A 20,066-nucleotide genomic window follows, 5' to 3' on the forward strand; every position below is an offset into this window, starting at 1 on the left:
AGCTCTAGCCGTAGCGACCGGTGATGTAGTCTTCGGTCTGCTTCTTGGCCGGGTTGGTGAACAGGGTATCGGTGTCGCCGAATTCCACCAGCTTGCCCATGTACATGAACGCGGTGTAGTCGGAAACCCGTGCCGCCTGTTGCATGTTGTGGGTCACGATCACGATGGTGAACTTGGACTTGAGCTCGTAGATCAGTTCTTCGACTTTCAGCGTCGAGATCGGGTCGAGTGCCGAGCACGGTTCGTCGAGCAGCAATACTTCCGGCTCCACGGCGATGGTACGGGCGATCACCAGACGTTGCTGCTGGCCACCAGACAGGCCGAGTGCCGAATCGTGCAGGCGGTCCTTGACCTCATCCCACAGCGCCGCGCCTTTCAACGCCCACTCAACGGCTTCGTCGAGGATGCGCTTCTTGTTGATGCCCTGGATGCGCAGGCCGTAGACCACGTTTTCGTAGATGGTCTTGGGGAACGGGTTCGGCTTCTGGAACACCATGCCCACGCGGCGACGCAGCTCGGCCACGTCTTCGCCCTTACGGTAGATGTTGCTGCCGTAGAGGTTGATGGCGCCTTCCACACGGCAGCCGTCCACCAGGTCGTTCATGCGGTTGAAGGTACGCAGCAGCGTGGACTTGCCGCAGCCCGACGGGCCGATGAAGGCGGTCACGCGCTGCTTGGGGATGTTCATGCTGACGTCGAACAGCGCCTGCTTTTCACCGTAGTACAGGCTCAGGCCCGGCACTTCGATGGCCACGGTTTCCTGGGCCAGGCTCAGGCTCTGCTTGTCGCGACCCAGGGCAGACATGTTGATGCCGTGGGTAGGGGTTTCGTGTTGCATGGGATGCTCCCTGTGCTACCAATTCGTTGTGTGGGAGCGGGCTTGCTCGCGAAGGCGTCGGGTCAGTCGACCTATGTGTTTCTGAGACACCGCATTCGCGAGCAAGCCCGCTCCCACATTGAGTCCGCGTTCAATTCAGATCAGCTATCCAGCGCTTTGTACTTTTCGCGCAGGTGGTTACGGATCCACACTGCCGACAGGTTGAGCGTGGCGATCACCAGCACCAGCAGCAAGGCGGTGGCGTACACCAGCGGCCGTGCGGCTTCGACGTTCGGGCTCTGGAAGCCGACGTCATAAATATGGAAGCCCAAGTGCATGATCTTCTGGTCCAGATGCAGGTACGGGTAGTTGCCGTCCAGCGGCAGCGACGGCGCCAGTTTCACCACACCAACCAGCATCAGCGGCGCCACTTCACCGGCGGCGCGGGCCACGGCGAGGATCATGCCGGTCATCATTGCCGGGCTGGCCATCGGCAGCACGATCTTCCACAGCGTTTCCGCCTTGGTCGCGCCCAGTGCCAAGGAGCCTTCACGCACGGTGCGAGGAATTCGCGCCAGGCCTTCTTCAGTGGCCACGATCACCACCGGCACCGCCAGCAACGCCAGGGTCAGCGAAGCCCACAGCAGGCCCGGCGTACCGAAGGTCGGTGCCGGCAAGGCTTCGGCGAAGAACAGGCGGTCAACCGAGCCACCCAGTACATACACGAAGAAGCCCAGGCCGAACACGCCGTAGACGATGGCCGGTACGCCCGCCAGGTTGTTCACCGCAATGCGGATAACCCGCGTCAGGGTGTTCTGCTTGGCGTATTCACGCAGGTACACCGCCGCCAGTACGCCGAACGGGGTCACGATCATCGCCATGATCAGGGTCATCATCACGGTGCCGAAGATGGCCGGGAAGATCCCGCCTTCGGTGTTGGCTTCCCGTGGGTCATCGCTGAGGAATTCCCAGACCTTGCTGAAGTAGAAGCCGATCTTGGTCAGGGTGCCCATGGCGTTCGGCTGGTAAGCGTGCACCACTTTGCCGATGCCGATTTCCACTTCCTTGCCGTTGCCATCGCGGGCCGTCAGCGAGTCGCGGTTGAACTGGGTGTGCAGGTCAGCCAGGCGCGCTTCGATCTCTTTATAGCGGTTGTTCAGCTCGGCACGGCCAGTGTCCATGTCGGCCTGGGCGGTGGCGTCGAGCTTGCCTTCCAGCTCCAGCTTGCGACCGTGCAGGCGAATGCGCTCCAGCCCGGCGTTGATCGCGCCGATATCGGTTTTTTCCAGGCTTTTGAGCTGAGCTGCCAGCTTGTTCACACGGTCGACACGCGCCTGCAGCTCAGGCCACGCGGCCTCGCCTTCAGCAATGACCTTGCCGTCCTGCTTCACGTTGACCAGGGTGCCGTAGAAGTTGCCCCACTCGCGACGCTCGATGGCCATCAGGTCCGCAGGCTTGGTCTGGTCCTTCAACCACTCGCCGACGATCCAGGTGAAGTCGTTGCCGTTCAGGTCCCGGTTACCGACCTTGATCAGCTCGCGGGTCATGAATTCCGGGCCTTGCTCCGGCACGGGCAGGCCGGCGCTTTTCAGGCGCTCACGCGGCACTTCTTCCTTCTGCACCACTTCGCCGATGACGATATGGTTTTCCAGGCCAGGCACGCTGTAGTTGGCCTGGATCAGGTCGGCCGGCCAGAAGTGGCCGAGACCACGCACGGCAATCACCGCCAGCAAGCCAATGGTCATGATGACCGCGATGGACACCGCGCCACCGCTGATCCAGACGCCGGGGGCGCCGCTCTTGAACCATCCATTCAGGGAGTTCTGTTTCACAGACTTCTACCTTTCTTAAAGCGACGAGTATTTCTTGCGCAGACGCTGACGGATCAGCTCGGCGAGGGTGTTCATGATGAAGGTGAACAGCAGCAGTACCAGTGCCGAGAGGAACAGCACGCGGTAGTGACTACCGCCCACTTCCGACTCCGGCATCTCGACCGCCACGTTGGCCGCCAGGGTGCGCAGGCCTTCGAACAGGTTCATCTCCATCACCGGGGTGTTGCCGGTGGCCATCAACACGATCATGGTTTCGCCGACCGCACGGCCCATGCCGATCATCAGCGCCGAGAAGATACCCGGGCTGGCGGTCAGGATGACCACGCGAGTCATGGTCTGCCATGGTGTGGCGCCGAGGGCCAGGGAGCCCAGGGTGAGGCCGCGCGGCACGCTGAACACGGCGTCTTCGGCGATGGAGTAGATGTTCGGGATCACCGCAAAACCCATGGCCAGGCCGACTACCAGTGCGTTGCGCTGGTCGTAGGTGATGCCCAGGTCGTGGGAGATCCACATGCGCATGTCGCCGCCGAAGAACCAGGTTTCCAGGTACGGGCTCATGTACAGCGAGAGCCAGCCCACGAACAGGATCACCGGGATCAGGATCGCGCTTTCCCAGCCATCAGGAACGCGCAGGCGCAGCGACTCAGGCAGGCGGCTGAAGATGAAACCAGCCACCAGGATGCCAATCGGTAGCAGCATCAGCAGGCTGAAGATGCCCGGCAGGTGCCCTTCCACATACGGCGCCAGGAACAGGCCGGCGAAGAAGCCGAGGATCACCGTCGGCATCGCTTCCATCAACTCGATCACCGGCTTGACCTTGCGGCGCAGGCTCGGGGCCATGAAGTAAGCGGTGTAGATCGCAGCGGCAACGGCCAGCGGTGCAGCCAGCAGCATGGCGTAGAACGCAGCTTTCAACGTACCGAACGTCAGCGGAGCCAGGCTCATCTTCGGTTCGAAGTCGGTGTTGGCGGCGGTCGATTGCCAGACGTACTTAGGCTCGTCGTAGTTTTCGTACCAGACCTTGCTCCACAACGCGCTCCAGGACACTTCCGGGTGCGGGTTGTCCAGCAGCAGCGGTTGCAGCTTGCCACCGGCTTCCACGATCACGCGGTTGGCGCGTGGCGACAGGCCGAACAGGCCTTGGCCATCAACCACCGGGTCGACCAGCAGGGTGCGGTGGGCGGTGCTGTGGAACACGCCGAACTTGCCGGAAGCATCCAGGGCAGTGAAGCCTTTGCGACGCTCTTCAGCGGTGATTTCCACGATGGGTGCAGTACCCATCTGGAAGGTGCGGATCTGTTTCAGGCGTTGCTCGCCGTCCGGGTCGCGGGCCATGAACCACTGGGCCAGGCCACCCTTGGAGTTACCGACGATCAGCGAGATACCGCCCACCAGTTGGGTACTGGCCGTGATCTCGGCAGCGCCGTCTTCGAGCAGTTTGTAGCGACCGTTGAGGCTCTTGTCACGCAGGCTGAACACGTCGGCCAACGCGCGACCGTTGATCACGTACAGCCACTGCTGGCGTGGGTCGATGAAGATCGCCTTCACCGGCTCGGTCATTTGCGGCAGCTCGATACGCTTCTGCTCGCTGGTGACTTCACCGGTCATCATGTTTTCTTCGCGGCTCAGTGACAGCACGTTCAAGTGCGAGCCCGACGAACCGGCAACCACCAGGGAGGAGTCAGTGGCGTTCAGTGCAACGTGTTCCAGCGGGCGACCACCATCGTCCAGCACGATTGGCGTTTCACCGTAAGGGTATTCGACTGCTGGGTTGATGGTTTTCTTGCCGTCCGGGTACGACACTTTATAGGTGTGGCGGAACACCAGGGATTGGCCATTGGACAAACCGAGGATCACCAACGGGCTGCCCGGTTGGTCTTTACCAATGGACACCACTTGGCTGCCAGCCGGCAACGGCAATTCGACGCGCTTGATCTCGGCGCCACTGTCCACATCAAAGAACAGCGCCTGGCCCTTGTCGGAAACCCGCATGGCGACCTGGTTCTGTTCTTCCAGAGAGATCATCAGCGGCTTGCCGGCGTCCTGGATCCACGCAGGCGTGAGGGCATCTTCCTTGGTCAACGAGGCACCCTGGAACAAAGGCGCGACGACATAGGCGAGGAAGAAGAAGATCAGGGTGATGGCGCCGAGGACGGCGAGGCCGCCGATCAAGACGTACCAACGGGTCAGGCGATCTTTGAGCGCGCGAATGCGGCGCTTGCGTTGCAGCTCAGGCGTATTGAAATCAATGCGCTTGGGGGGAGAAGTAGTCGTCATGGTGGAATTGGCCAGATCATTCATGCGCACACCCTAGCGATCCTGTATGACAGAAAGATGACAATGCAGTGACGCAACAAAGCCGCCGCGTAGCAAGGCTGGCAGCGGACTAGAAAATGGACTGTAGGAGCCGGCTTGCCGGCGAAGCGGTGTGCCTGGCACACCGCGTCACTTCCATCGCTGGCGAGCCAGCTCCTACAGGTGTTGCAGGCTTAGTTGCCTTCTTTCAGACCCAGGTCAGCCAGGGCCTTGGCGGCGACTTTGGCGGGCAGTGGGATGTAGCCGTCTTTCACCACAACTTCCTGGCCTTGTTTGGACAGAACCAGTTTCACGAACTCAGCTTCCAGCGGGGCCAGAGGCTTGTTCGGGGCTTTGTTGACATAGACGTAGAGGAAACGCGACAGCGGGTATTTGCCGTTCAGGGCGTTTTCTTCGCTGTCTTCGATGAAGTCAGTGCTGCCTTTCTTGGCCAGAGCAACGGTCTTCACGCTTGCAGTCTTGTAGCCGATGCCCGAGTAACCGATGCCGTTCAGCGAGGAGCTGATCGACTGCACGACCGAAGCCGAGCCTGGTTGTTCGTTCACGTTTGGCTTGTAGTCGCCTTTGCACAGGGCTTCTTCTTTGAAGTAGCCGTAGGTGCCGGATACCGAGTTACGGCCGAACAGTTGCACTGGCTTGTTGGCCAGGTCGCCGGTCACGCCCAGGTCACCCCAGGTTTTCACGTCGGCTTTGGCGCCGCACAGACGAGTCGAGGAGAAAATCGCGTCGACTTGTTCCATGGTCAGGTGCTGGATCGGGTTGTCTTTGTGTACGAACACGGCCAGGGCGTCCACGGCAACCGGGATAGCGGTTGGCTTGTAGCCGTACTTCTGCTCGAAGGCAGCCAGTTCGGTGTCCTTCATCTTGCGGCTCATCGGGCCCAGGTTGGAGGTGCCTTCAGTCAGCGCAGGAGGTGCAGTGGCGGAGCCGGCAGCCTGAATCTGGATGTTGACGTTCGGGTATTCCTTTTTGTAGGACTCAGCCCACAGGGTCATCAGGTTAGCCAGGGTGTCGGAACCAACGCTGGACAGGTTGCCCGATACACCGGTGGTCTTGGCGTAAGCCGGAATTGCCGGGTCAACACCAGCGGCCACCGCGTGGGCGGTCGCAACGCCAGCAGCGACAAAAGTCATTGCCGCCATCAAACGCTTCAGTTTCATGCCTTGCTCCTAGCAGATAGGGATAGTTGGATCGGGGCCAAGTATCGGTAGGCCGTGTGAACACTCTATGTCTGGAATATGACAATTAGATGAAAGGCCAGCATTTGTGAAAATCCTGACAGGAAGGGCAAAGATCAATAAAACCGGGGCTTGCGGGGGAAAAGCGGGGATTTAGGCGATGTTTCAGAAACACTCTGAAAACGTTGGCATAAACAAACTGTGTGGCGAGCGAGCTTGCTCGCGCTGGAGTGCGTAGCGCTCCCGCTTTTTTCTGGGGCTGCTGCGCAGCCCAGCGGGAGCAAGCTCCCTCGCCACAGGGTTATCAGTGAGTCAGCGCCCGCGTTTCCACAGGTAGCCACCCACCAGCGTCCCCATCACACACAGTACGGCGACATAGTAGGCAGGGCCCATCGGGCTTTCCTTCATCAGCAGCGACACCGCCAGCGGCGTCAGGCCGCCAAACACGGCGTAGGCAACATTGTACGAGAACGACAACCCGCTGAAGCGCACCACCGGCGGGAAGGCCTTGACCATCACGTAGGGCACCACACCAATCACGCCCACAAACAAGCCGGTCAGGGTGTACAGCGGGAAGAGCCAGTTCGGGTGCTCGATGAGGCTGTGGTACAGCGTCCACGAGGTTGCCAGCAGCAGCAGGCAACCAATCACCAGCACGCGGCCTGCACCGAAGCGGTCGGCCAGGGCGCCAGAGGCGATACAGCCCAGGCTGAGGGTAACGATGGCCAGGCTGTTGGCTTGCAACGAAACCGTAGGGCTGAAGTGGTAGACGGTCTGCAGCACGGTCGGGGTCATCAGGATGACCACCACCACACCGGCCGACAGCAGCCAGGTCAGCAGCATCGACAGCACGATGGCGCTACGGTGATCACGCAGGACCGCACGCAATGGCAACTCGGCCGCCAAGGCTTTGCGCTGCTGCATTTCGGCGAAGATCGGCGTTTCATGCAGCCAGCGGCGCAGGTACACCGACAACAGGCCGAATACGCCGCCGAGCAGGAATGGGATACGCCACGCGTAGTCCGAGACCTGCTCCGGGCTGTAGAGCGTATTGATGGCGGTGGCCACCAGCGAGCCCAGCAGGATGCCCGCAGTCAGGCCACTGGTCAGGGTGCCGCAGGCGTAGCCGATGTGACGGGGTGGCACGTGTTCGGACACAAACACCCAGGCACCCGGCACTTCGCCGCCGATCGCCGCGCCCTGGATGACGCGCATCAGCAGCAACAGCAGCGGCGCCCACAGGCCGATCTGCGCGTAGGTGGGCAGCAGGCCCATGATCAGGGTCGGCACGGCCATCATGAAGATGCTCAGGGTGAACATCTTCTTGCGGCCCAGCAGGTCGCCGAAGTGCGCCATGATGATGCCGCCCAGCGGGCGCGCCAGATAGCCCGCAGCGAAAATGCCGAAGGTTTGTACCAGGCGCAGCCATTCAGGCATGTCGGCGGGGAAGAACAGTTTTCCGACCACGGTGGCGAAAAACACAAAAATGATGAAGTCGTAGAATTCCAGCGCCCCGCCCAAGGCAGACAGCGACAGGGTTTTGTAGTCGTTGCGGGTCAGCGGGCGCGAAGGTTGCGCACTGCTTGCGGGCACGGAGGACATGGCAAGGCTTCTCTTATTGTCAGGACGGCGAACGCGAGACCCCGGCAAGCGCCGGGGTCGGTTCGGCACGATAACAAATCGCCCGCAAAAGCACAGCGTTGCTTAGCGCCCGCGCTTGCAGAGGTACCCACCCACCCCCATGCCCATGACGCACACCAGCGCCACATAGTAGGCCGGGCCCATCGGGCTCTCCTTGAGCAACAGCGACACAAACACCGGGCTCAGCCCGCCAAGCACGGCATAGGCCAGGTTGTAGGAAAACGACAGGCCACTGAAACGCACGGCCGCCGGGAAGCCCGTCACCATGACGAAGGGGGCTGCGGTCACCGTGCCGACAAATAGCCCCGTCAGCATGTACAACGGGAAGAGCCACTGCGGATGGCCAGCCAGGCTGGCGTACAGCGCCCAGCACGTCACCATCAAGCCGAAGCAGCCAACCACCAGCACCCGGCCAGCGCCCAGGCGGTCGCACAACTTGCCGGCAATCACCAAGCCCAGCGCCATGCTGATGATCGCCAGGCTATTGGCCTGCAACGCCACCTTGGGGGCGACATGGTAGACACCTTGCAGCAGGGCGGGCGTCATCAGGATCACCACCACCACACCCGCCGACAAGAACCAGGTCATCAACATCGACAACACAATCGACTCGCGACTCTCGCGCAACACCGTGCGCAGCGGCACGTCACGGGACAATGCCTTGCGCTGCTGCAACTCGGCGAACACCGGCGTTTCATGCAACCAGCGACGCAGGTACACCGACATCAAGCCGAATACCCCGCCCAGCAGAAACGGAATACGCCACGCATATTCAGCCACCTGCTCGGGGCTGTAGGCACCGTTGATACCCGTAGCGACCAGCGAACCCAGCAGAATCCCCAGGTTCAGGCCTACCGACAACACACCAACGGCATAGCCAATCCGCTTGGCTGGCACGTGCTCGGCCACAAAAATCCACGCGCCCGGCACCTCGCCGCCAATCGCCGCGCCCTGGATGATGCGCATCAACAGCAACAACACCGGCGCCAGCAGGCCGACCTGTGCATACGTCGGCAGCAAGCCGATGGCCAGGGTCGGCAATGCCATCAGGAAAATACTCAGGGTGAACATCTTCTTGCGCCCCAGCAGGTCGCCGAAGTGCGCCATGACGATGCCGCCCAGGGGGCGGATCAGGTAGCCGGCCGCAAAAATGCCGAAGGTCTGCACCAGGCGCATCCATTCAGGCATGTCCGGTGGGAAAAACAGCTTGCCCACCACCGCCGCGAAAAACACAAAAATGATGAAGTCATAGAACTCCAGGGCACTGCCCAGGGCGGACAGCGACAGGGTTTTGTAGTCGCTGCGGGTCAGCGAGCGCACGAGGGGCGCAGAAGTAGACATCGGCAAGGCTTCTCTATAAAGACGGGTACTTGCCGGAACAACACCCCACGCCCTGCAAATATTCCGTGCCATGAGCACAGTTTCCGGAAAAAGCCCCATTACAGCTGGGATTTGGCGACCAAATGAACGCTGGGAGGTCGTCGCGACGCCAGCGTCTCGATATACTCGGCCCTTGCAAGCGCCAAACCCGCTGTCTTGAGGGGCTGCTGTGCCAAAACGTCGTTGGGTGCCATCCAGCCGATTTGGCAGAGTTTCCCTTTAGTACGCCTTACGAGAAACGCATCACGCGGTGTATGTTGGTGCTGAAACGTTTTTTTCGAAGACGGCTATCCACTTGAAATACCCATGAAGCGTTACGGGTCAGAGGCACCCTTGGCATGATCGAACTCGAACAAGAAGATCCTATCCCGCAAGGCGATCTCGCCCTGCAAATCACCGCGCTCCCGCGTGAAACCAACGGTTTTGGCGATATCTTCGGCGGCTGGCTGGTCGCGCAGATGGACCTGGCCGGCACCGCCATGGCCAGCAAAGTTGCAGGCGGTCGCGTGGCGACCGTGGCCATCGATCGCATGGCGTTCCTGGTACCGGTGGCAGTGGGCGCGCAGCTGTCCTTCTATACCCAGGCCCTGGAAATCGGCCGCAGCTCGATCCAGATGATGGTCGAAGTGTGGAGCGATGACCCGCTGTCCAGCGAATGGCGCAAGGTCACCGAGGCGGTGTTCGTGTTCGTCGCCATCGATGGCAGCGGTCGCACGCGTTCGGTTCCGTCGCGCGCACGTTAAACCTCATTGGGTTTTGACGGTCAATTGCCCCATTGCCTGCCATAAAGAGTGCTTTGTATGCCTGTGCCCCACGTTGAAACCGTGAAAATCGACGAGCTGGACTGCTGGCGCATTCGCCACGACGGCGCCGAACTGATGATCGCCCAGCAAGGCGCGCACATCTTCAGTTACCGGCGCGAAGGCGAACAGCCGTTGATCTGGCCCAACCCTGAGGCGGTGTTCAAACAAGGCAAGGGCATTCGTACCGGCGTACCGGTGTGCTGGCCGTGGTTCGGCGTATTCGACCGCAACCCGCAGAGCGTGAAGGCGATGCGCCAGAGCGAACGGCCTGCCGGCGCCCATGGCTTTGTGCGTACAGCACTCTGGGAATTGGCCGGGACCGCATTCGAAGGCGAAGCGCTGCGAGTGGACCTGGCGCTTCCAGTCCCGGCGGGCAGCTTCCCGGGATGGCCCCATCAAGTCGACCTGACGCTAAGCCTGTTGCTGGATGACCAGTTGCACATCCGCCTGACCAGCCATAACCGTGGCAGCGAGACCGTGACCCTGAGCCAGGCGCTGCACACCTACTTCGCCGTGAGCGACGTGCGCAATGTGCAGGTAGAAGGCCTGGACGGGCTGGCGTATATCGACACCGCCGATGGCTGGGCCGAGAAGACGCAGTCCGGCCTCTTGCATTTCACCGCCGAGACCGACCGCATCTACCTCGACACCCCGGCGCAACTGCACATCGTCGACAAAGACTGGCAGCGCCGCCTCCAGCTCACGGCCGAGGGTTCAAAGTCCACCGTGATCTGGAACCCGTGGACCGAACGCGCCAAGGCGTTCGACGACATGGCCGATGATGGCTGGCAAGGCATGCTGTGCATCGAAACGGCGAATGTGCTGGATGATGTGGTGACCTTGGCACCAGGCCAACACCACACCTTGGGCGTGAGCATCACCAGTATCGCGCTGTAAACCCGATCCAAATGTGGGAGCTGGCTTGCCTGCGATAGCATCGCCTCGGTGACACTGATACACGGAGGTGCCTGCATCGCAGGCAAGCCAGCTCCCACATTGATAGGTGTTGGGTTTTAGAGATCCGACTCCTTCACCACCCTCACCTTCCCCGCATCCAGCGCATACGCGGCGTCCGCCAGGTCGTTATTGACCTTCTCCACCTTCAACGTGCCCGTCACCCACAACGGCGTGTAGATATCATCCAGCTTCAACCCTTTGGGGTAGCGCACCAGCACCAGCTGATTAGGCGGCGGTGGCGGCACGTGGATGCAGGCGCCCGGGTACGGCACGAGGAAGAACAAGGTGCTGCGGCCCTTGGCGTCGGTTTCCAGCGGAACGGGGTAGCCACCAATGCGGATGTTCTTGCCGTTCATGGCGGCCACGGTCTTGGTGGAGTACATCACCGCCGGCAAGCCTTTGCTTTGTTTCAAGCCACCTTTTTCGGTGAACGTGCCTTGGGCTTCAGGGGAGTTGTGATCAATCTCGGGCATGGCCTCGAGGGCTTTCTGATCCGACAGCGGCATCAGGTCGAGCCAGTCGGTTTCCGGCAATTCGCCGGCGTGTGCAAGGCCGGAACCCAGCAAGAGAAGAGTCAACAGAAGACGGCGCATGGAGAGGCTCGACAAATACAGGTGGCGAGCATTCTAGCCCTCTGCGCCTGCGCAGCGCAGAGGGCTTTGTCGCTTAGATCATTTCTTTTTGATCAGGCCGTAGATCACCAGCAGCACGATGGCACCGATCAGTGCACCGATGAAGCCCGCGCCCTGGCCCGCCTGGTAGATACCCAGCGCCTGGCCACCGTAGGTGGCGACCAGGGAACCGGCGATACCCAGCAGGATGGTCATGATCCAGCCCATGCTGTCGTCGCCTGGCTTGAGGAAACGCGCCAGCAGGCCGACGATCAGGCCGATAAAGATGGTTCCGATGATACCCATGGCATTTCCCTCTGAATGAAGTGAACTATGCCAAAGCCTAGTCAGGCTTTGGCATCCTGCAATCAGAGGACGACGGTTACCGAATGGTTCCCGTCGGACTCGGCTTATTGCTCGGCGATCAGCGCCTCAACCTTGAGGATCTGCGCCTGCAGCGTCGCACGGTCCTTGCAGCGCAGGTTGGCGTGACCTACCTTGCGCCCGGCCTTGAAGGCCTTGCCGTAGTGATGCAGGTGGCAATCGTCGATGGCGATGACTTTTTCCACCGCAGGCACGGTGCCGATGAAGTTGAGCATGGCGCTCTCGCCGACCTTGGCCGTGGAACCCAATGGCAAGCCCGCCACCGCCCGCAGGTGGTTTTCGAACTGGCTGCACTCGGCGCCTTCGGTGGTCCAGTGCCCGGAGTTGTGCACACGCGGGGCGATTTCGTTGGCCTTGAGGCCACCGTCGACTTCAAAGAACTCGAACGCCATCACCCCCACGTAATCCAGCTGCTTGAGCACACGGCTGGAATAATCTTCGGCCAGGGCCTGCAACGGGTGGTCGGTACTGGCCACGGACAGCTTGAGGATGCCGCTGTCGTGGGTGTTGTGCACCAACGGGTAGAAGCGGGTTTCGCCATCGCGGGCACGCACGGCGATCAGCGAAACTTCACCGGTGAACGGCACGAAGCCTTCCAGCAGGCAGGCAACGCTGCCCAACTCGGCGAAGGTGCCAACCACATCAGCGGCGGTGCGCAGGACCTTCTGACCCTTGCCGTCGTAACCCAGGGTGCGGGTTTTCAACACGGCCGGCAGGCCGATGCTGGCAACGGCCGCGTCCAGGTCTGCCTGGGACTGGATATCGGCGAAGGCCGGGGTCGGAATGCCCAGGTCCTTGAACATGCTTTTCTCGAACCAGCGGTCGCGGGCGATGCGCAAGGCTTCGGCACTCGGGTACACCGGCACGAACTGCGACAGGAAGGCCACGGTTTCAGCCGGGACGCTTTCGAACTCGAAGGTCACCAGGTCGACTTCGTCCGCCAGTTGACGCAGGTGGTCCGGGTCGCTGTAGTCAGCACGCAGGTGTTCACCCAATGCAGCCGCGCAAGCGTCCGGCGCCGGGTCCAGGAAAGCGAAGTTCATCCCCAGCGGGGTTCCCGCCAGGGCCAGCATGCGACCCAGTTGGCCGCCACCGATTACACCGATTTTCATCGTCAACAACCTCAGGCGATGCGTGGGTCTGGATTGTCCAGCACGCTGTCTGTCTGCTCAGCACGGAATTTTTTCAGCACCGCGTGGAACTGCGGGTGCTTGGCGCCCAGGATGCTGGCGGACAGCAAGGCGGCATTGATCGCGCCCGCCTTGCCGATTGCCAGGGTGGCTACCGGGATACCGGCCGGCATCTGCACGATGGACAACAGCGAGTCCACGCCCGAGAGCATCGCCGACTGCACCGGCACGCCGAGTACCGGCAGGTGGGTCTTGGCCGCACACATGCCTGGCAGGTGCGCCGCACCGCCGGCACCGGCGATGATCACCTCGATGCCACGGGATTCTGCTTCATCGGCATACTGGAACAGCAGATCCGGGGTGCGGTGGGCAGAGACCACTTTCACTTCATACGGAATGCCGAGTTTTTCCAGCATATCGGCGGTGTGGCTAAGGGTGGACCAATCGGACTTGGAGCCCATGATCACGCCAACCAATGCACTCATCGTCGTGCCTCTTCTCTCTGGGCGCCCGCAGGCGCGTCAAAAAACAACAAGCCACGCGGGAAATCCGGCGTGGCTTGTTGTACGAAATTTGGCCGGTTGGACCGGCCGAAGGCCGCGCAGTATACCGTAATAATCAAGATAAACAGCCCCTGGCATGACCATCTGTCTAGCGTATCGCTCAAGACGATTTACTGACTCAAAAGTCAGCCAATTTCTATTTAAACCCATTAAATACGCCACACGAATAACCAAAAACTTACAAAACCAGACACAGTTTCCCACTAACTGTTCAGATAAGTTAATACTTCATGAAAACGCATAAATTATACGCTTGTCCCTGGCTACTTAATTTTCAACACGAAGCACGAGGGATATATCCGTGAGCGCTAATTCCATCTTCGATTTCTATCGAATCACTTCACAAGGAACCCCAACAATAACGGAAAAATCCGAGCGCCCCCCCAAACAACCGATTCATGTAAATGTAGTTTTCCACAAAGATTTGGGTTATGTCGCCGAACAGGAATTCGAGCAAACTCATTTGGCGTTGGCCAAAAAGCATATTCAGAAGATTTCAGGACGAGAAGTTGTCATCAATGTGATCCGCGATCCCAAAATGCGCGACTTCAACTACAAATCCGACAATGATGTCGAACGTGGCCTTCGCGAGCACTGGAACAGAAACGAGAACCCAGGTCACAACCACAAATCGAAAAAGCCCGAGCTGCAGAAAACGTTATTCGTAACACCGGCCCATCTAAGCTTCAGCGAACCTGCCAAGGCCGACTCCGGCTATGAGTTTGGAATGACTTCTTACAACAATCCTCGAGGCGCAGCGCACGCACTTGGACTTTTGCTGGGCGCAACGCGCAAGGACGCGGATATCACTTATAACGGTTGGTGGAATGATACGTTTATGAAATACAACGGCGAGTCCGTTCTGCGCGGCAATGATTTGAACTACTCCGACGCGAACAAACAAAACATTCGCAAATACCTTGATAAATTCGACTGAGCCACCCTCCCAGTCAATTTCAACAGGTCACAATTGCCCCGGGCCCGCCGTTCACAGTGTTGCGCTGGCCGCCCCACCTTCAAGCTTGCGCCACAACAACCGCACATTCGCCTTGCGCACCAACGCACAGCGATACAGGCGGATCTCCAGCGGCACATGCCATTGCGGCCCGCCGCATACCACCAGTTCGCCTCGGGCCAACTCTGCTCGCACACTCAGCTGCGGCACCCAGGCGATGCCCAGGCCTTCCAGGGCCATGCTCTTGAGGCTGTCGGCCATGGCGGTTTCGTACACGGTGGTAAAGCGCAGCGCACGCTGGCGCAGCAGCAGGTGCACCGAACGGCCAAGGAACGCGCCGGCGCTGTAGGCCAGCAGCGGCACACTGCCCTCGCCTTCCAGGTCGAACAGCGGCTTGCCGTCGGCATCGGCGGCACACACCGGGAGCATTTCGGTATTGCCCAGGTGCAGCGAAGGGAAAATCTCGGCATCCATCTGCATGGCCGCATCCGGGTCGTAGAACGCCAGCATCAGGTCGCAACCGCCTTCGCGCAGGGCGTGCACAGCATCACCGACGTTGGTGGCCACCAACCGTGTGGCGATGTTCAAGCCTTCGTTGCGCAGTTGCGCGATCCACCGCGGGAAGAAGCCCAGCGCCAGGGAGTGCGCTGCCGCCACTTGCATGACCTCGCCTTGCCCACCTTCCAGGTGATGCAAATGGCGCAACACTTCACCCAGCTGTTCGACCACGGTGCGCGCCGTCACCAGGAACAGCTGGCCCGCCGCCGTCAATTCCACTGGCGTACGCGACCGGTTGACCAGCGTCAGCCCCAACGCAGCTTCCAGGCTACGGATACGGCGGCTGAACGCCGGCTGGGTCACAAAGCGCCGCTCTGCCGCCTGGGAAAAACTGCGCGTCGCCGCCAGGGCGCTGAAGTCTTCCAGCCATTTGCTCTCAAGGTTCATCAGTTCCTCCCACGGGTACGCACCATTTTGGCACACACGCCCGCCATGATAACCGGGTCACACGCATATTATGCCGTTTGTGCATAGGTTAGTGCTTAACAGCATTGGCCCAAAAACTTCTACAAGCCTAGCATTCGCAGCGTTCCGGCCAGTTCCGGGTCCATATCGAGATGATTTCCGTCATGTCCTCCGCTGCATCTTTCCGCACAGAAAAAGACCTGCTTGGCGTACTCGAAGTACCGGCTCAAGCGTATTACGGCATCCAGACCCTGCGAGCGGTGAACAACTTCCGCCTCTCGGGTGTTCCGATTTCGCATTACCCGAAATTGGTGGTCGGCCTGGCAATGGTCAAGCAAGCGGCGGCAGACGCCAACCGCGAGCTGGGTCAGCTCAGCGAAGCCAAGCACGCGGCCATCAGCGAAGCCTGTGCCCGCCTGATCCGCGGCGATTTCCACGAAGAGTTCGTGGTGGACATGATTCAAGGCGGCGCTGGCACTTCAACCAACATGAATGCCAACGAAGTCATCGCCAACATCGCGTTGGAGGCCATGGGCCACAACAAGGGCGAATACCAGTACCTGCACCCCAACAACGACGTGAACATGGCGCAGTCGACCAACGACGCCTACCCGACCGCGATCCGCCTGGGTCTGCTGCTGGGCCATGACGCGCTGCTGGCCAGCCTCGACAGCCTGATCCAGGCGTTCGCCGCCAAAGGCGAAGAGTTCAGCCACGTGCTGAAAATGGGCCGCACCCAATTGCAAGACGCCGTGCCGATGACCCTCGGCCAGGAATTCCGTGCCTTCGCCACCACCCTGGGTGAAGACCTGGCCCGCCTGAAAACACTGGCGCCAGAACTGCTGACCGAAGTGAACCTGGGCGGCACCGCCATCGGTACCGGCATCAACGCCGACCCGCGCTACCAGGCCCTGGCCGTACAACGCCTGGCCGTCATCAGCGGCCAGCCGGTTGTTCCAGCCGCCGACCTGATCGAAGCCACCTCCGACATGGGCGCCTTCGTGCTGTTCTCCGGCATGCTCAAGCGTACTGCCGTGAAGCTGTCGAAGATCTGCAACGACCTGCGCCTGCTGTCCAGCGGCCCACGCACCGGCATCAACGAGATCAATCTGCCGGCACGCCAGCCAGGCAGCTCGATCATGCCCGGCAAGGTCAACCCGGTGATCCCGGAAGCCGTAAACCAAGTGGCATTCCAGGTGATCGGCAACGACCTGGCCCTGACCATGGCGGCCGAAGGCGGCCAACTGCAACTGAACGTGATGGAACCGCTGATCGCCTTCAAGATCTTCGACTCGATCCGCCTGCTGCAACGCGCCATGGACATGCTGCGTGAGCATTGCATCACTGGCATTACCGCCAACGAAGCCCGCTGCCGCGAGCTGGTAGAGCACTCCATCGGCCTGGTCACCGCGCTGAACCCGTACATCGGCTACGAGAACGCCACCCGCATCGCCCGCATCGCCCTTGAAAGCGGCCGCGGCGTGCTGGAACTGGTGCGCGAAGAAGGCTTGCTCGACGACGCCATGCTCGACGACATCCTGCGCCCCGAAAACATGATTGCCCCACGCTTGGTTCCACTGAAGGCCTAAGCGTTTGTTGCACCGCTCACCAGGTTGAGGGACTAGACACCTCTCACCTTTTGAGGGCTTGAAGGCTCGTTCTTCAGGCCCTTTTTTTTGCCTCAAGGTTGTGAAATGACGCTTATAAAAAATCCAATATCGCCCTGCAAACCCACTACCCCCGCCACAGCTCGGCTGAAACCTTTAATCGCCCCGTGCAGACGGATCACGCTTGCCTAGGTATAGTGCCGCCCCTCTTCGCGCCTGCGGCCGTCGGTAACGAGGCCCGGACACAACGCGAAAGCGCATGAATAACAACACCCGCAAAAGGATTGGGTTCCAAGCGTCGTGCACTGCCTGGTGCTGAGCGATGCGTCGGACCGTCCTGCGTTTGCCATTAGAAAAATCAGCGAGGAACACTCCATGCTCGAAGTCATCAACGACTTCCTCTCAGGGAAAGTACTGATCGTGCTCATTGTCGGGCTCGGCGGTTATTTCACGATTCGCTCGCGTTTCGTACAACTGCGTCACTTCTTCCACATGTTCTCGGTGTTTCGCGACAGCTTGAAGAACAGCTCCGACCAACTCAGCTCGTTCCAGGCGCTGATGCTCAGCCTGGCCGGTCGTGTAGGTGCGGGTAACATTGCCGGTGTCGGCATTGCCGTGACCCTGGGTGGCCCGGGCGCCGTGTTCTGGATGTGGGTCACCGCACTGGTGGGCATGTCGTCGAGCTTTATCGAATGCGCCCTCGGCCAGCTGTACAAACGCACCGATGCCGAAGGCACCTTCCGTGGCGGCCCGGCCTACTACATCCAGCACGGCCTGCAAAAACGCTGGCTGGGCATGGTCATCGCGTTCCTGTTGCTGGTGACCTTCGGTTTCGCCTTCAACGGCCTGCAAGCCCACGCCGTGACTCACTCGCTGAACAGCGCTTTCGGCCTGGACACCACCTACACCGGCCTGGCCCTGGCCGTGTTGCTGGGCATGGTGTTCATTGGCGGGATCAAGCGCATCGCCTCGATCGCCGACCTGCTGGTACCGGTCAAGACCCTGATCTACATCGCCGTGACGCTCTACGTGATCGTGCTGCAGTTCGACCACGTGCCAGCCATGCTCGCGACCATCGTCAAGAGCGCCTTCGGCCTCGACCAGGCCTTTGGTGGCCTGGTGGGCAGCGCGATCATCATGGGTGTGAAGCGCGGCGTGTTCGCCAACGAAGCCGGCCTGGGCAGTGCGCCTAACGTGGCCGCAGTCGCGTCCGTAGAACACCCGATCGCCCAAGGCGTGGTCCAGGCATTCAGCGTGTTCCTCGACACCTTTGTGATCTGCACCTGCACTGCGCTGCTGATCCTGCTGTCCGGTTTCTACACCCCGGGTTTTGAAGGCGACGGCATTGCCCTGACCCAGAACTCCCTGGCCGCTGTAGTCGGTGACTGGGGCCGCATGTTCATCTCCGTGGCCCTGGCGTTGTTCGTGTTCACGTCGATCATGTACAACTACTACCTGGGCGAGAGCAACCTGCGCTTCCTGGTAGGCAACAACCGCAAGATGCTGATGGCCTACCGTGCGGTGGTGCTGGCGCTGATTTTCTGGGGTTCGATCGAGAACCTGAGCACCGTGTTCGCCTTCGCCGACATCACCATGACGATGCTCGCGTTCGTCAACCTGTTCGCCCTGGCATTCCTGTTCAAGATCGCCATGCGCATCCTCAACGACTACGACAACCAGCGTGCAGCGGGGATCAAGACCCCGGTGTTCGACTCCAGCCAGTTCCCTGACCTGGACCTGGACCTCAAGGCCTGGCCGGCCAACCCGGTGAAACCGGACGTGGCGGTGTCGGCAGAGCTGAACGCTCAAACGCAACGCTGAAACGCTAAGCAGTGACACGCCGCCCGGCCTTGGGCATGCTCTGGGCCCGGCGGCGTTTTTCGTTCAGGAGAATCTCAATGTCAGCATCCAACCACGTCATGGTGCTCTACACCGGCGGCACTATCGGCATGCAGGCCAGCGCCAACGGCCTGGCCCCCGCATCCGGTTTCGAAGCGCGCATGCGCGAACAGCTTGCCGGCCAGCCATTGCCCGCCTGGCGCTTCCAGGAAATGACCCCGCTGATCGACAGCGCCAACATGACGCCCGCCTACTGGCAGCGCCTGCGCATCGCCGTGATCGATGCGGTGGACCAGGGCTGCGATGGCGTGCTGATCCTGCACGGCACCGACACCCTGGCCTACAGCGCGGCCGCCATGAGCTTCCAACTGCTGGGCTTGCCGGCACCGGTGGTGTTCACCGGCTCCATGTTGCCGGCCGGCGTGCCGGACAGCGATGCGTGGGAAAACGTCAGCGGCGCCTTGCAGGCACTGGGCACAGGCCTGACGCCGGGTGTGCACCTGCATTTCCACGGCGCGATGATCGCGCCGACCCGCTGCGCGAAGATCCGCAGTTTCGGCCGCAACCCGTTCGCGGCGCTGAATCGCCAAGGCGGTGCGGCCCGTGCCGATACCCTTCCCCCGGTCCTGGACTACCGCCAGCCCAAAGCCTTGGCCAACGTCGGTGTACTGCCGCTGGTGCCGGGTATTGGCGCTGCGCAGTTGGACGCCATGATCGGCAGCGGCATCCAGGCCCTGATTCTCGAATGCTTCGGCAGCGGCACCGGCCCAAGTGACAATCCAGGCTTTCTCGCCAGCCTCCAGCGCGCCCAGGAACTGGGTATTGTGGTGGTGGCGATCACCCAATGCCATGAGGGCGGCGTGGAGCTGGATGTCTACGAAGCCGGCAGCCGCCTGCGCGGCGTCGGTGTGCTGTCCGGCGGTGGCATGACCCGCGAAGCGGCGTTCGGCAAGCTCAATGCGCTGCTCGGCAGCGGGCTCGACACCCAGACAGTCCGCCGCCTGGTGGAACTGGACCTGTGCGGCGAGCTGCGCTGAGTACCCGCCTTAGATAAGCACCACCGCACCCGGCACGACGCTCCCTAGCATGG

General features: G+C 61.0%; 17 protein-coding genes. 6 read left to right on the forward strand and 11 right to left on the reverse strand.

Annotated elements, in window-relative coordinates; translation table 11 throughout:
* Window positions 1–4 precede the first annotated feature (4 nt).
* The 6 genes from pstB to M2394_RS10380 all read right to left on the reverse strand — a co-directional run bounded on the left by pstB (window position 5) and on the right by M2394_RS10380 (window position 9,125).
* Window positions 5–838, reverse strand: a complete 834-nt coding sequence (gene pstB / locus M2394_RS10355; protein WP_178920417.1) for a phosphate ABC transporter ATP-binding protein PstB — start codon at window positions 836–838, stop codon at window positions 5–7.
* Between the two features lie 140 nt (window positions 839–978).
* Window positions 979–2,649: a phosphate ABC transporter permease PstA gene (gene pstA / locus M2394_RS10360; protein WP_178920419.1), complete on the reverse strand. Its 1,671-nt coding sequence runs from the start codon at window positions 2,647–2,649 to the stop codon at window positions 979–981.
* 15 nt (window positions 2,650–2,664) lie between these two features.
* Window positions 2,665–4,698 (reverse strand): ABC transporter permease subunit, encoded by a 2,034-nt coding sequence (locus tag M2394_RS10365; protein ID WP_259172550.1) that lies wholly within the window; start codon window positions 4,696–4,698, stop codon window positions 2,665–2,667.
* A gap of 440 nt (window positions 4,699–5,138) precedes the next feature.
* The gene (locus M2394_RS10370) at window positions 5,139–6,125 is read right to left on the reverse strand and encodes a phosphate ABC transporter substrate-binding protein PstS (RefSeq protein ID WP_053258707.1); all 987 of its coding nucleotides are present in this window, start codon (window positions 6,123–6,125) and stop codon (window positions 5,139–5,141) included.
* Between the two features lie 330 nt (window positions 6,126–6,455).
* Window positions 6,456–7,745 (reverse strand): MFS transporter, encoded by a 1,290-nt coding sequence (locus M2394_RS10375; protein WP_259172402.1) that lies wholly within the window; start codon window positions 7,743–7,745, stop codon window positions 6,456–6,458.
* A gap of 102 nt (window positions 7,746–7,847) precedes the next feature.
* Entirely contained in the window at window positions 7,848–9,125 is a 1,278-nt protein-coding gene (locus M2394_RS10380) for an MFS transporter (protein ID WP_259172403.1), read from the reverse strand.
* A 377-nt stretch (window positions 9,126–9,502) separates the two neighbouring features.
* Here M2394_RS10380 and M2394_RS10385 point away from each other — a divergent pair, with 377 nt between their 5' ends.
* The gene (locus tag M2394_RS10385) at window positions 9,503–9,907 is read left to right on the forward strand and encodes an acyl-CoA thioesterase (protein WP_003176975.1); all 405 of its coding nucleotides are present in this window, start codon (window positions 9,503–9,505) and stop codon (window positions 9,905–9,907) included.
* 57 nt (window positions 9,908–9,964) lie between these two features.
* On the forward strand, window positions 9,965–10,864 hold the full coding sequence (locus M2394_RS10390) for a D-hexose-6-phosphate mutarotase (RefSeq protein WP_259172405.1): 900 nt from the start codon (window positions 9,965–9,967) through the stop codon (window positions 10,862–10,864).
* A 116-nt stretch (window positions 10,865–10,980) separates the two neighbouring features.
* Here the strand turns inward: M2394_RS10390 and M2394_RS10395 are convergent, their stop codons facing one another.
* The 4 genes from M2394_RS10395 to purE form a co-directional block, all read right to left on the reverse strand.
* On the reverse strand, window positions 10,981–11,517 hold the full coding sequence (locus M2394_RS10395) for a DUF3299 domain-containing protein (protein ID WP_259172406.1): 537 nt from the start codon (window positions 11,515–11,517) through the stop codon (window positions 10,981–10,983).
* Between the two features lie 78 nt (window positions 11,518–11,595).
* Window positions 11,596–11,841 carry a GlsB/YeaQ/YmgE family stress response membrane protein gene (locus M2394_RS10400; RefSeq protein WP_017253508.1) on the reverse strand — a complete coding sequence of 82 codons (246 nt, stop codon included), beginning with the start codon at window positions 11,839–11,841 and terminating at the stop codon, window positions 11,596–11,598.
* A 104-nt stretch (window positions 11,842–11,945) separates the two neighbouring features.
* On the reverse strand, window positions 11,946–13,031 hold the full coding sequence (locus M2394_RS10405; RefSeq protein ID WP_176994505.1) for a 5-(carboxyamino)imidazole ribonucleotide synthase: 1,086 nt from the start codon (window positions 13,029–13,031) through the stop codon (window positions 11,946–11,948).
* 11 nt (window positions 13,032–13,042) lie between these two features.
* Window positions 13,043–13,534 carry a 5-(carboxyamino)imidazole ribonucleotide mutase gene (gene purE, locus M2394_RS10410; protein WP_003176980.1) on the reverse strand — a complete coding sequence of 164 codons (492 nt, stop codon included), beginning with the start codon at window positions 13,532–13,534 and terminating at the stop codon, window positions 13,043–13,045.
* 379 nt (window positions 13,535–13,913) lie between these two features.
* Between purE and M2394_RS10415 the strand changes: the two genes are divergently transcribed.
* Window positions 13,914–14,549 (forward strand): hypothetical protein, encoded by a 636-nt coding sequence (locus tag M2394_RS10415; RefSeq protein WP_259172408.1) that lies wholly within the window; start codon window positions 13,914–13,916, stop codon window positions 14,547–14,549.
* A 51-nt stretch (window positions 14,550–14,600) separates the two neighbouring features.
* Here the strand turns inward: M2394_RS10415 and M2394_RS10420 are convergent, their stop codons facing one another.
* Window positions 14,601–15,512, reverse strand: coding sequence for a LysR substrate-binding domain-containing protein (locus M2394_RS10420; protein WP_178920429.1), 912 nt, complete (start codon window positions 15,510–15,512; stop codon window positions 14,601–14,603).
* Window positions 15,513–15,694: 182 nt separating this feature from the next.
* On the opposite strand from M2394_RS10420, the gene aspA reads away from it, so the two are divergent.
* From aspA to M2394_RS10435, 3 genes are all read left to right on the forward strand, one after another.
* Window positions 15,695–17,119, forward strand: coding sequence for an aspartate ammonia-lyase (gene aspA, locus M2394_RS10425; protein WP_178920431.1), 1,425 nt, complete (start codon window positions 15,695–15,697; stop codon window positions 17,117–17,119).
* Between the two features lie 393 nt (window positions 17,120–17,512).
* The gene (locus M2394_RS10430; RefSeq protein ID WP_178920433.1) at window positions 17,513–18,958 is read left to right on the forward strand and encodes a sodium:alanine symporter family protein; all 1,446 of its coding nucleotides are present in this window, start codon (window positions 17,513–17,515) and stop codon (window positions 18,956–18,958) included.
* 77 nt (window positions 18,959–19,035) lie between these two features.
* The gene (locus M2394_RS10435; RefSeq protein ID WP_178920435.1) at window positions 19,036–20,013 is read left to right on the forward strand and encodes an asparaginase; all 978 of its coding nucleotides are present in this window, start codon (window positions 19,036–19,038) and stop codon (window positions 20,011–20,013) included.
* The last annotated feature ends 53 nt before the right edge of the window (window positions 20,014–20,066 follow it).

The organism is Pseudomonas sp. BIGb0164 (assembly GCF_024810135.1).
Classification (GTDB): Bacteria; Pseudomonadota; Gammaproteobacteria; order Pseudomonadales; family Pseudomonadaceae; genus Aquipseudomonas.